The 12,114-nt window shown below is 40.7% G+C and carries 13 protein-coding genes; 6 read left to right on the top strand and 7 right to left on the bottom strand.

The window, feature by feature from the left end; translation table 11 throughout:
- Nucleotides 1-7: 7 nt before the first annotated feature.
- The 3 genes from CP948_RS04985 to gspC are packed head-to-tail and all read right to left on the bottom strand — an operon-like array spanning nucleotide 8 to nucleotide 3,310.
- Nucleotides 8-658 carry a hypothetical protein gene (locus tag CP948_RS04985; protein ID WP_096601954.1) on the bottom strand — a complete coding sequence of 217 codons (651 nt, stop codon included), beginning with the start codon at nucleotides 656-658 and terminating at the stop codon, nucleotides 8-10.
- Complete coding sequence (gspD, locus tag CP948_RS04980) at nucleotides 639-2,615, bottom strand: type II secretion system secretin GspD (RefSeq protein WP_096601951.1); 1,977 nt, start codon at nucleotides 2,613-2,615, stop codon at nucleotides 639-641. Before gspD ends, CP948_RS04985 begins: the two co-directional genes overlap by 20 nt.
- Nucleotides 2,615-3,310 carry a type II secretion system protein GspC gene (gene gspC / locus CP948_RS04975; RefSeq protein WP_245810089.1) on the bottom strand — a complete coding sequence of 232 codons (696 nt, stop codon included), beginning with the start codon at nucleotides 3,308-3,310 and terminating at the stop codon, nucleotides 2,615-2,617. The genes gspD and gspC overlap by 1 nt, the downstream gene beginning before the upstream one ends.
- A gap of 109 nt (nucleotides 3,311-3,419) precedes the next feature.
- Between gspC and tpiA the strand changes: the two genes are divergently transcribed.
- Nucleotides 3,420-4,160: a triose-phosphate isomerase gene (tpiA, locus tag CP948_RS04970; RefSeq protein ID WP_096601945.1), complete on the top strand. Its 741-nt coding sequence runs from the start codon at nucleotides 3,420-3,422 to the stop codon at nucleotides 4,158-4,160.
- Here tpiA and CP948_RS04965 read toward each other — a convergent pair.
- The gene (locus tag CP948_RS04965; protein WP_096601941.1) at nucleotides 4,119-5,177 is read right to left on the bottom strand and encodes an LptF/LptG family permease; all 1,059 of its coding nucleotides are present in this window, start codon (nucleotides 5,175-5,177) and stop codon (nucleotides 4,119-4,121) included. The genes tpiA and CP948_RS04965 overlap by 42 nt on opposite strands.
- A 24-nt stretch (nucleotides 5,178-5,201) precedes the next feature.
- On the opposite strand from CP948_RS04965, the gene gcvT reads away from it, so the two are divergent.
- Genes gcvT through lgt form a run of 3 tightly spaced genes read left to right on the top strand, consistent with a single transcriptional unit; the run spans nucleotide 5,202 to nucleotide 8,289 of the window.
- Entirely contained in the window at nucleotides 5,202-6,221 is a 1,020-nt protein-coding gene (gcvT, locus tag CP948_RS04960) for a glycine cleavage system aminomethyltransferase GcvT (protein ID WP_096601938.1), read from the top strand.
- A 43-nt stretch (nucleotides 6,222-6,264) separates the two neighbouring features.
- Nucleotides 6,265-7,467 (top strand): methionine adenosyltransferase, encoded by a 1,203-nt coding sequence (locus CP948_RS04955; protein WP_096601935.1) that lies wholly within the window; start codon nucleotides 6,265-6,267, stop codon nucleotides 7,465-7,467.
- Nucleotides 7,468-7,479: 12 nt separating this feature from the next.
- Nucleotides 7,480-8,289 carry a prolipoprotein diacylglyceryl transferase gene (lgt, locus tag CP948_RS04950; RefSeq protein WP_096601932.1) on the top strand — a complete coding sequence of 270 codons (810 nt, stop codon included), beginning with the start codon at nucleotides 7,480-7,482 and terminating at the stop codon, nucleotides 8,287-8,289.
- On the opposite strand, the gene gatB is transcribed toward lgt, so the two are convergent.
- Nucleotides 8,277-9,698, bottom strand: a complete 1,422-nt coding sequence (gene gatB, locus CP948_RS04945; RefSeq protein WP_096601929.1) for an Asp-tRNA(Asn)/Glu-tRNA(Gln) amidotransferase subunit GatB — start codon at nucleotides 9,696-9,698, stop codon at nucleotides 8,277-8,279. The two genes, lgt and gatB, sit on opposite strands and share 13 nt — an antisense overlap.
- Before the next feature lie 35 nt (nucleotides 9,699-9,733).
- On the opposite strand from gatB, the gene CP948_RS04940 reads away from it, so the two are divergent.
- Both CP948_RS04940 and rsmG read left to right on the top strand, forming a co-directional pair.
- Complete coding sequence (locus tag CP948_RS04940) at nucleotides 9,734-10,324, top strand: SCO family protein (protein WP_096601926.1); 591 nt, start codon at nucleotides 9,734-9,736, stop codon at nucleotides 10,322-10,324.
- Nucleotides 10,324-10,911 carry a 16S rRNA (guanine(527)-N(7))-methyltransferase RsmG gene (gene rsmG, locus CP948_RS04935; RefSeq protein ID WP_245810091.1) on the top strand — a complete coding sequence of 196 codons (588 nt, stop codon included), beginning with the start codon at nucleotides 10,324-10,326 and terminating at the stop codon, nucleotides 10,909-10,911. The genes CP948_RS04940 and rsmG overlap by 1 nt, the downstream gene beginning before the upstream one ends.
- On the opposite strand, the gene CP948_RS04930 is transcribed toward rsmG, so the two are convergent.
- Together CP948_RS04930 and CP948_RS04925 are read right to left on the bottom strand one after the other, a co-directional pair.
- Nucleotides 10,881-11,621 (bottom strand): tRNA (adenine-N1)-methyltransferase, encoded by a 741-nt coding sequence (locus CP948_RS04930; protein WP_096601921.1) that lies wholly within the window; start codon nucleotides 11,619-11,621, stop codon nucleotides 10,881-10,883. The two genes, rsmG and CP948_RS04930, sit on opposite strands and share 31 nt — an antisense overlap.
- On the bottom strand, nucleotides 11,618-12,088 hold the full coding sequence (locus CP948_RS04925) for a hypothetical protein (protein WP_180764091.1): 471 nt from the start codon (nucleotides 12,086-12,088) through the stop codon (nucleotides 11,618-11,620). Before CP948_RS04925 ends, CP948_RS04930 begins: the two co-directional genes overlap by 4 nt.
- Between the last annotated feature and the right edge of the window lie 26 nt (nucleotides 12,089-12,114).

Here is a 12,114-nt window from a genome sequence, read left to right as displayed (position 1 = left end):
TATTATATCACTTTTTCAGTTCAAGTGTAGGATTTTCAAGGTTTCCGTAGATGAAAAAGCTTACACCAACGCCCGAAACTGTGCCGTTAATTTGGGATCTTAAGGGGTCTTTCCTGTTTAAAACTATCATACCACTACCTTTTAAAACCTGTCCAAAGGCTATGGCTTGGCCTTCAAAAGTTCTTCCTTTGAACACAAGGGATAGCTCATCCACTTTTACATCTTTCGCTTTCACACTATAAAGCTTAGAAAAACCTCTTATGTCATCATTTATCTGTAAGTCCATGTCTTTTATGTAGAAGCCTTCTAAACACTTAAAGTCTTTGCCTTTTAGCTTTACGCTACCAAAAAGGTCAAACTTAAGCTCCAAATATCCATCTGCGCAATAACCTTTTGCCAACAGATATAGGAAACCCAAAGACAGATCAAGCCGGTTAAAACTGCCTACTTTTGAACTGCCCTTTAAGAGCTTTACATCATATAAACTCAAGCTTGTGCTGTTTTCTTGGACGCTTTTGGCTATCATATATATACCTTTTGACATGAGCCATCTGTCCAAGATCAAAAACTTGGGCAGAGTCAAAACAAGGACCAGCAAAGCGAAAAAGACAGTACCCAAAAAGTAAAGAGTGAAAAGCTTAAGGCTCTTTTTTCTCATTATATCTCTTTTCCATTGCTCTTTTTAGCTCTTCTGCCATCTTTTGGTGTTCTTGAGTGATCTTGGAAAGCTCCTCAGGACTCTCTATCACATAAGGTGTGAGAAATATAAAAAGCGAAACCTTGTCCTCTGTTTTTGTGTCCCTTCTGAATAGTCTGCCCACCGCAGGGAGGTCTTTAAGTCCGGGAATACCTTGAGTACTCTCTAAGGTCTTTGTGTTTACAAGACCGCCTATTATTACCGTCTGTCCGTTTTCTACTACTACATCGGAGTTTACCTGGCGGTTGGAAGTCACAGGTACAGCGTAGCTCAAAGTTCCTATCTGTGGTCTTATGTAGTCTATGATGTCCTGAAGCTTCAGCTTTATCTGTAGTCTGAGATCCTTTCCAGATACGCTGGGGATTACGCTTAAGTCTAATCCTACTTCCTTGTAGTCGTAAGTAATAACTGGCTGACCGTTTATGTCAAACTTAACACCCGAAGCGTAAGGGATCACTTGACCCACCTTTATCTCTGCAGATTGGTTGTCTAAGGTGAGCACCTTGGGATTGGACAGTATATTAAAACCACTACCGCTTTCTAACAGAGAAAACAAAAGCAACAGGTCAGGGAAGAAAAGCTGAGTACCTCCTACAGTTATACTCCTCCCTGAACTGCTAAGAACACCCATAATAAAGTTGCCCGAAAGTATGGCATTATAAACATCTTGAAGACTTCCACCACCAAAGCTTGCACCACCCTGAGTGCCTATTATCTGCCACTTGACGCCTATGTCTAAAGCTTTGCTGGTGCTCATCTCTATAACGCTTGCTGCTATTAGCACTTGCTTTCTTTTTACATCCATCTTTTCTACCAAAGACTTTACTCCTTGGTATTCCTGAGGTGTTGCATAAAGGATTACCGAGTTAGTCCCTCTGTCAAAACCTATTCTCATGCCCTCTTTTGTTTCTATGGGTAGAAATTGCGTCTGTACCTGCCTTGGCTGTTCTTCTTTCCTTAAAGGGGTTTCTAAACCTCTTATCTCTGGCATTTGTGGTGGTAGGTAAGTTTCTGGAATTTGCACTGTTGGAGGTGGGGTTATACCTTTGAAAAGACTCTGCAGGCTTTTGTATATTTCCTCAGCAGATATGTATTTGAGGGGTATAAGGTAAAAGCTCCTCTCTAATGTGCCAAAACTCTGAGTGTCTAAAGTGCTTATAACCTGCTTTATTATATTTTGCACGCTTTCTGAACCTGCAACTATTATGGAGTTGCTGTCCCTATTAAAGGTTATGAAGGTAGGAGTGCCAAGCTGTTGTTGAAAGGCAAGACTCAAAGCCTGAAGGCTCTGGAATACGGTGTCCGCTTTCGCCCTTTCCAACCTATAGACCACTACTCTTAGAGATCCCTCAGAAGAGTCCAGCTGTTTAAGTATAGATTTAATTTTGTCTACATTCTTGGATATGTCCGCTACAATGAGAGTATTTGACTGCTGATGTATGGCGCTTTTGGCAAAGGGTGAAAGGAAGGGTTGTATAGCTTGCTGTAGCTGAAGTGCTTGAACATTTTGTGCTTTATAGAGGTATATAACCACCTCTCCAGAAGTGCCTGTCTTTTTAAAAGGTGCAAAAGATACCGCCTGCTGCAGGGGAACTATTCTGACGAAGTTTTTTTCTTCTATAACTCCATAACCTTGCATGGACAAGGACAGAACAAAAAGGTCCCATGCTTCCTTTATACTGAGTGGCTTTGCAGAGCTTATGGTAAGGCTCCCTTTTACATTGGGGTCCAAAACTATGTTTTTGCCAGTAAGCTCGGACATAAACTTAGCTATCAAAGAGATGTCTGCATTTTGAAAGTTCAGATAAACCCTGCCAGTTCTTCTCTGTTCCTGAGCTTGCTTTTGAATTTCTTCTGCGCTTTGAGCATAAACCTCTACGCTGAACAAAAGAAGTATAAGGAGAAAAAGCACTCGCATCACTCTACCCTCAAGTTAATTTCTATGAGCCTTCCTTCTCTCATAAGGCTCACCTTAAGACTGTTTTCGTTTCGTAGAGCCTGAAGTATCCTAAAGGCATCTTCACCACTCTTTATGTCTTGGTTGTTTATGGATATGAGTATATCACCCGCTTTTATACCAGCCTTAGAAAATATACTCTGTGGGTCTACCCACTCAAAGAGAAAACCCCTTGTTTGTCCATTCTGAACGTAAGGCACCAATCTTATCTGCCTGAACATAATACCTGGGTCCGCAGTTACATTTTCTATTTCTCTTTTGGAAACTACAGCAGATAAGCTTTCCGAAAGTTTAGGTGTTCCTGCAGTAGGCTCAAAGGCAGGAGTTTTTGCGGTTTCAAAACTAAAACCTATCGCTTTAGTATCTTTTCCATCACTGAGAAGAAGGTAGTTTCTCTGTATATCCACAACCCTGTATCCATCTATATCACTTCCTATTCTTACCACTTTGGCTTTTCCGTTTACCTCCAAAAGAGCTAACTTTATTCCACCGCTCGCTGTAGCCAACAGACGCAGATGGCTCAAGTCTTTAAGCTCTGCAAGTTTTTGTTCTTTAAATATAAAACTCAGGTCTGGAGGTGTGTAGCTTTCTCTTTTCACTTCAGGTACAGAGATCCTCATCGAAGGTAATAAGTAAAAGTAAAAAAACAGAATCATCAGGATCACCGCATTTGAGATCAGTAACCAGTAGGCCCCCACCATAGTTATGTGTAAGAATTATACTTGAGTTTGACATTTAGTAATACCATATGCTAAACTTGACTAAATGAAGCTTATTTCCGCTAACTGGAAGATGAACATGACACCTACACAGACAAAAGATTACATTGCTAAATTTTTACCCTTGGTCAGAGATGTAAAAGATAGGGAGATACTCCTCTGTGTACCTTACACATCTTTGTGCGTTGCCTCTGATCTGCTAAAGGGGACTCACATAAAGCTTGGAGCTCAGAATGTTTATTATGAACCAAAGGGAGCTTTTACTGGTGAGATATCGGTAGCTATGCTCAAAGATCTGGGTGTATCTTATGTGATAGTTGGTCATTCAGAGAGGCGCTGGATCTTTGGTGAAAGGGACGAGACTATAAACAGAAAACTTCTGGCATGTCTTGATGGGGGTCTCAGGCCTATACTTTGTGTAGGTGAAAGGTTGGAGGAAAGAGAAGCAGGACTTACTTTTAAGGTTGTTGAAACCCAAATCAGGCTTGCACTGTCCTCTTTAGAAGATTATACAGACATGATAGACATAGCCTACGAACCCGTTTGGGCTATAGGAAGCGGAAATCCAGCAACACCTAAGGACGCGCAAGCAGTCCACAAGTTTATAAAGGATATTCTCAAAAGCATTAATAAGAACTATCAAGGCAAAACACGCGTCCTTTACGGAGGAAGCGTAAATCTTAACAACGCACGAGAGTTTATAAATACGCAGGATGTAGATGGTCTTTTAGTGGGTAGTGCCAGTTTAGACCCTGAATCCTTTGCTCAAATAGTAAATGCCTCTTAAAGAGAGTGCAATAAGAACTACAAAAGGGAAAAGTCCGTAAAGGGGACTTACCGTTGTGCTTTCTGGTAATTTTCTCACAAGAATAAAACTCACCCAGTAGAGAGAAAATGCAGGTAAGAAACTCAAAAAACCTGCAAAAATATTCCTACGCTTGATGGTATAAGATAAAACGGTAATGCTTATGGGAACAGAGGACAGTGAAGAGATAAGCCTCCTTATAACTTCTGACATGTAAAGGTTATAGTTTAAACCTACACTTTTGCCTATAGAGTACAGCATTAAAAGCTGACGCAAAGACAAATGCTCCACCTTTTCACCTAAGGGCTTAGCGTTTTTTATGTCAAAGAGTTTTATGCTAAACTGTTGAAGGATTTTGCTTTCTTCCTTGAAGTTCCAAATATTTGCTAAGGGTAAAAATACAGTATCACCCATCCAAATACCCTTTTCTCCTTGCACCACTTGTACTATTTTGTTATTTTCCATTTCTACATAAAAAATTCCCGCAACGCTACCATCTTTTATGCTCACAAACTTAAAATTTATGTAAACCCTTTTACTGTTATCTTCTTTAAAAAACCATGCATCTTTTAAGATAAGATCTTCTATCTCTTGTCTTTTCTTAAACTCTTTTTCTATTTTGTAAAGGTTCCTATTTTTTTCCGCATACACACCAAAACTCAGAAATAAGTTTATAAGGCTTATAAAGATCAGAAAAAGTACAACACTTGAGAGGAACCTTAAAGGTGATATCCCAAAACTTTGGACTATTAGATCTATCTTTTTTGAAAATACATGGTTAAGAAGTATCATTAGGGCAATTACACAGCTAAGAGGAAGAAGATAAAAGAAAGCTATAGGAAGCAGATTTGTAAGGTAGGACAAGGCTACACCACCCCCTTTTTCTTTAAACAGAAAGAGTAATTCCATAAGTGCGTAAGAGGAAACTATGCCCAACAACACACCATTCACAACAAGAAAGAGTTTTGCGTAAAAGGAAAGCACATATTTGCCAAGCATAGGAAAACATTTTACAATGTTTGTATGAGAACACCTCTTTACAGTATTCACAAAGAGCTAAATGCTAAGATATCTGAATTTGCAGGATGGGAGATGCCCATCTTTTACTCTTCCATAAAAGAAGAGGTTTTGGCTGTAAGAAATGCCTGTGGTGTCTTTGATGTTTCCCACATGGGAAGGATCTTTATAAGAGGTCCTTCCGCAAAAGATACTCTTGAGTATCTTACTACTAACCTAATAAGTAAGCTAAGTCCGGGAAAGGTTCAGTACAGTATGCTTGTCAATCAAAGAGGCACAGTTATTGATGACATAACTGTGTATATGCTGGATGAAGAAAACTTTATGCTGTGTGTGAATGCGATAAACAGGCAAAAGGTTATAAATTGGATATCAAAACACCATCCTGTGGAAGACCTTTCAGAAAGTACTGTGCAGATAGCCCTTCAGGGAAGAGATAGTCCTAAACTATTGTCAGAATTTTTTCCTGTTGAAGGTATAAAGTATTACCACTTTAAAGTTTTTGACAACATCATAATCTCAAGAACGGGCTACACGGGTGAAGATGGCTTTGAGATATACGCAGGTTTAAAGGAAGGTGTGGAACTTTTCAAAAAGTTTCTTGAACATGCCAAGCCGTGCGGTCTTGGTGCTCGGGACGTCCTAAGGATAGAGGCGGGTTTTCCTCTTTACGGACACGAGATATCCGAAGAGATCACACCCTTTGAGGCAAGTCTTGACAAGTTTGTCTGTATGGAGAAGGAGTTTATAGGCAGGAAGGCTTTGATGGAGACACAAGTAAATAGAAAGCTCTTTGGTCTTGAGCTTTTAGAAAAAGGTGTACCAAGGGAAGGCTATAAAATTTATGTGGAGGACAGAACCATAGGCGTGGTAAGCAGTGGCACTTACTCACCAACCCTTGATAGAGGTATTGCTCTTTGCTTTGTAGACCCTAACTATAGAAAAGAGGGACTTGAGGTATATGTTGATATAAGGGGGAAAAGGCTTAAAGCCCGGTTGAGAAGTTATCCTTTTGTGCGTAGGTAGATTATAATTTACCCTTAAAACTTTTCCTCAGGAGGTTTCTAAGGTGGCACAGATAGTGGTTACACCCATGACCTTTGAAGCTGTCTACGAACAATCTGCAGAGATAGTGGAAAGAAAGGGAATAGGGCACCCTGACACCATATGTGATAACTTAGCGGAAAGTCTTTCAAGAGAGCTATGTAAGTGGTATCTTGAGGAATTTGGAGCGGTTATGCACCATAATGTGGATAAAGCCTTACTTGTTGGAGGTATGGCAAACGCATACTTTGGAGGAGGAGAAGTTATAGAGCCTATAGAAATACATTTGGTGGGTAGGGCTATACTGGACAAAGATAGTAAAAGGTTAGATGTGCAGGAACTGGTCCAACACACAGTCAAAGAGTGGTTCAGAAAGCACATAAGAAATATAGATGTAGAAAGGCACATAAGAATTTATGCCAAGATAAAACCCGGGTCTAAGGACCTTGTGGAACTCTTTGAGAGGTTTCAAAAAAAAGGAGAGATACCTTTAGCAAACGATACTTCCTTTGGTGTAGGATTTGCACCTTTTGACCAGCTTGAAAGGGCTGTATACGAAGCGGAAAGGTTTTTAAACTCAGAAGCTCTCAAGAGGGAACACCCAGAAATTGGAGAGGACATAAAAGTCATGGGGGTTAGGATAGAGAACAAGATCAGACTAACGGTAGCTTTGGCGTTTGTAAGCAGATACATAAAGGACCTGGAGGAATACTTTTACAAAAAGGAACAGATAAAGGGGAAGTTAAAAATGTACTTGGAGGGGCTTTTAGGAAGAGAAGTAGATATAAATATAAACACCGCAGATAGTAAAGAAAACTCTTCTGTCTACATAACAGTCACTGGCAGCTCTGCAGAGCAGGGAGATGACGGTCAGGTAGGTAGAGGCAACAGGGTAAATGGTCTTATAACACCTTATAGACCCATGAGCTTGGAAGCTGCAGCTGGGAAAAATCCCATATCTCACATAGGTAAGATATACAACACAGTGGCAAACATCATATGCCAAAGAGTAGTCCAAGAAGTGGAGGGCATACAGGAAGCTTATTGCTATATAGTTTCTCAGATAGGAAAACCCATAAACCAACCTCAGGTGCTTGATGTGAAGGTAAGAACCAAGAGAGACATAGCAAGCATAAAGGAAGAAGTTAAAAGAATAGCTGAAGAAGAGCTTGAAAGGATGCCAGAAGTCTGGAAAGGCTTTCTTGAAGGTAGGTACTCAGTAGCTTAAAGGGGGTTTGATATGTTTCCTGTGCTTATTGAACTTTTTGGTATAAAAATTTACACTTACGGAGTGCTTGTTGCCATAGGTGCTCTTATAGCTTACTTTTTGAGCCTAAGGTTTGCAAAAAAAGAGGGATTAAATACGTCTCATGTAGAAAACACTCTACTTATGGCTCTGTTTTTTGGAGTGGTTGGTGGAAGGTTAGCTTATGTGGTAGAGCATCCTGAGCAAGTGCATAGCCTATTAGATGTGTTTGCCATATGGAACGGTGGCATGGACTTTTTTGGTGGACTCTTGGGTGGCATCTTGGGAGCTATAGTGGGGATGGTCATATACAGACTGCCATTGTGGAAAACGGGTGACATAGCTGCTTTGTCTTTAACTGTAGCGCATGCCATTGGAAGGCTTGGATGCACCTCCGCTGGATGTTGTTATGGACAGCCTTTCCCTGCTGACGGTGTAAACACACCTGGCATACACTTTACTGATAAGTTTCCCTTCTTTTATATGGTCTTTCCAGAAGGTGCGGTAGCTCCACCTTATACACCACTTTACCCTACTCAACTCATGGAGTTTTTTGGTTTGATCCTGATTTTCCTAATCTTGATGATGGCTTACAGGAAGAAACCTTTTGACGGCTTTGTTTTCTCTCTGTATATGATGCTTTACGGTCTTTTGAGGTTCTTCCTTGAGTTTTACAGAGGTGTGACGCCACCCATATCAGGGATAGGTCTAACTTGGAATCAGCTTGTTTCTATAGGTATGATAGTAATCTCGCCTTTGCTTATGTTGTCCCTAAAGACAAGTAAAAAAGTTCAGTCCGCGTGAGCCTTCAAAAGCTCCAGCAGGATTTTATTAACTAACTGAGGATTTGCTTTACCCTTAGTTGCCTTCATCACCTGACCTACCAAAAAGCCCAAGAGTTTTTCCTCTCCTTTGATGTACCTTTCTACCTCAGAAGGGTGTTTCTGTAAAACATCTTGTACTATTCTCTTTATATCCTCTTCGTTGCTTATCTGTTTTAATCCTTTTTCTTCTACGATAATCTCTGGGTCTTTTCCTGTCTCTACCATATGCTTGAGGACCTCTTTGGCAAGCTTGGAAGATAGCGTTCCGTCTTTTATAAACCTAACGAGCTTAGCAAGTTGTGTGGGACTCACTGGAGACTCTTCTATGTCCTTTTGCATATCGTTGAGAAGTCCCAAAAGGTCGTTTAATAGCCAGTTGGCAAGAAGTTTGGGTTCTGGAAGTACCTTCATGGCAGATTCAAAGAAATCACCTACCGCCTTCATATCCGTCATAACTTTGGCTTCGTAAGGAGTGAGCCCGTATTCCTTGACAAATCTCTCTCTCCTTTGGTGTGGGAGTTCCGGCATGGTGTTTTTTATCTCATCTATCCACTCTTGGGGGATCACCAAGGGTAGAAGGTCTGGGTCTGGAAAGTACCTGTAGTCTTCTGCCTCTTCCTTTGTTCTCATGGGATGAGTAAGACCTGTTGCGGGGTCAAAAGTTCTCGTTTCTTGCACCACCTGACCGCCAGAAGACAGTATTTTTATCTGTCTTTCTATCTCGCTCTCTATGGCTTTCTGAACAAACCTAAAGGAATTGACATTTTTTATCTCTACGCGAGTTCCCAGCTCTTTAGAACCTTTGGGTCTTATGGAAACATTTATATCACACCTTAACTGTCCCTTTTCCATGTCTGCCTTGGAAACACCTGTGTATCTCATTATGTTTCTTAGTTCTTCCAAAAAGAGTCTTGCAAGCTCTGGAGAGTCTATGTCAGGTTCTGTGACTATCTCCATAAGGGGAGTACCTGCTCTGTTTAGATCCACATAAGTCTTGCTACCTTCGTGCAGGTTTTTACCTGCGTCCTCCTCTATATGAAGCCTTCTTATCCTTATTCTTTTGCCTTCTATCTCAAGCCAGCCATTTACTGCGAGGGGCTCTTCGTACTGGGATATCTGGTATCCCTTAGGAAGGTCCGGGTAAAAATAGTTCTTCCTTGCAAAAACGGATCTGTGCCTTACTTCGCAGTTTAAGGCAAGACCTGCTCTTATAGCATACTCCACAGCCTTTTTGTTAACAACAGGCAGACTTCCCGGAAGACCCAGACACACGGGACACACTTTAGTGTTTGGCTCTGCTCCAAATTCAACAGGGCAAGAACAGAACATCTTAGTTTTTGTGTCCATCTGCACGTGTATCTCAAGACCTATTACAGGCTCAAACTCCATACTACCTATTCTAACACAGAGCTTATAATTTACTTATGAGGAAATTAGCGTTATTTATAACATTGGTGGGTCTAATGGTTTTTAACTTCTCATGTCAGAAAAAGCACGAGTTTTACGGCTTTGTCTACGATCAGCCTGCTTACGACTTTAAACTGATCGATCAAGACGGAAAGGAGGTCAGGCTTTCCGATTACACAAAGCAAGGTAAGGTAGTAATTTTATTCTTTGGCTACACTCATTGCCCAGATGTATGTCCCACCGCTCTAAACACCCTTGCCAACATGATGAAAAAGTTAAAGGAAGAAGAAAGACAGAAGGTTCAGGTGCTCTTTATAAGCGTTGACCCAGAAAGGGACACACCAAGCGTGCTTAAAAATTATGTTCCCTTTTTCTACCCTACCTTTGTGGGACTCACGGGAAGCCAAGAGGACATAAAGAAGGTAGCCAAAGAGTACAAGGTTTATTACAAAAAGGTAAAGGGAGAGTCATCCGCAGGATACTTGGTAGACCACACCGCCACCATATACGTTATCACGCCTGACATGAAGATAAAGCTTCTTTACACACCTGCAAAACAAGACCCAGAAAAAATGGCAAAGGATGTAGAATACCTCTTGAAAACTTGATGGAGGAAATATTCAAAAGGAACGGTTTTGAACTATCTTCTAATCAGATAAAACTTTTTGAGATATACCTGCAAGAACTCAAAAGATGGAACCGAGTGCATAAACTCACATCTATAGAAGACCCTGAAGAGATAGTCATAAGGCATTTTGTGGATTCGCTTACCCTGAGTTGGTGCTTTGTGCAGAAAGGTATAGATATTGATGGAAAGAGCGTGTGCGATGTGGGGTCTGGTGCAGGTTTTCCCGGAGTTCCTTTGAAGATATACTACAAGGACAAAATAAAGCTCACCCTTGTGGAATCAATCGCAAAAAAGTGCGCCTTTCTTGAATACTTAAAGGTAAAGCTAAGTCTTGATTATACTGTAATGTGCAAAAGGGCGGAGCAAATTCCGGAAAATTCTTTTGATATAGTAGTGTGCAGAGCCTTGGGTAAATTAGAGGATATAGTTCCTATGCTTTGGAGGCTATCCCGTCAGTTTGTCTTTATAATGAAGGGCAGAGATCTTCCTGAAGGCTACGATTATTGCGAAATAAACACGCACGACATTAAAAACAACTATATCCTTTTCCTTCCAAAAACCACATAAGCAGTGTGGGCTACCATCTGGTCATGGGGTCTTAGTCTTTCTGGATTTGTCTTGTAATGTCTGAGTAGTATCTCAAAAACTTGAAGATCAGCAAAGAGAGTTTGCATACTGGATAAAAGCTTACTCACCTGGTTTGTTGTAGGGAGTACAAAGGCACAAGCTTTGCCTCCTTTTAGCACCTTCCATACTTTCTCTATGTATTCCCAAGGTTCTTTTACATCTACAAAACAAGCATCAAAAGAGTCATCTTCTACAGACGCAGATAGGAAGTTTTCGTTAAAAGCCTTCACATTAGAACACAAGCCAAACCTCTCCCAGTTTTTCAAAGCGTTGTTGTAAAAAATAGTATCCGCTTCGTAGGTCCAAACCTCACCAGCCAAAAGCGAAAGGACTGCGCTCATGACACCGCTTCCAGTTCCAAATTCCAACACTCTGTCAGTGCTTTTTATGTTTAGCTTAAAGGCTATGTAAAAGGCATCTTTTGGATAGACTATTTGCGTCTTTCTTTCAAAACCTAAGAGTATGATGTCTTCAAGGGTGGGTCTAAATAAGAAAAACTCTCCTACTTTTTCACCCTCTGACCTTCCCACAATATCCCGAAAGCCCACAGTGTTTCCCCTCACACTGAGGCTCATACCCTTTACTAACTTCCTCAGATACTTTCTGTCCTTGTATACTATAAGCACATAATCTCCTTCTTTGAAGCTCATCTCAGTTCCAGTATAGCCCTTCCCAGAAGGTAGGATGCTTGAGAGTATTTTAAAGCGTACTCGTAATCTTTGACCCGTGCGTTCTCTTTAGCGACTTGATAAAAAAGTAATTGGTAAGAGTACAGGTTTGTGTATTTATCCTTGTACTTCCTTGTGGCATTGAGGGTAAGGAGTGCATTTCTCAGTCTTTTCTGAACAACTACATCAAGGAGTTTTTTATTTTTGGGAATCTGAAAGTCATCACCTTTTATCGCTTCAAGTGCAGACAGAATCTTGTCTGCTGAGCGCTGGAGTTTCTTATCGTTAGAAGAGCATGCATCTTTTATAAACCTGTCTGCTTCTACCATAAGCTCTTCGTATATAGCTGACTTTTCAAGGTTTGTGTATCTCTGTGTTAGAGATAGACAGTCTTGTGCGTAAGCAAAAAAATAAAGAACCAATAGCACAAAAAATCCTGCTGTTTGCATTAACTAAACTCATTATAAGCTAAAAG

Source organism: Hydrogenobacter hydrogenophilus, assembly GCF_900215655.1.
In the GTDB taxonomy this organism is placed as follows: Bacteria; Aquificota; Aquificia; order Aquificales; family Aquificaceae; genus Hydrogenobacter; species Hydrogenobacter hydrogenophilus.
Note: the sequence above shows the minus strand (reverse complement) of the source record. Positions and strands in the feature narration are given on the sequence as shown.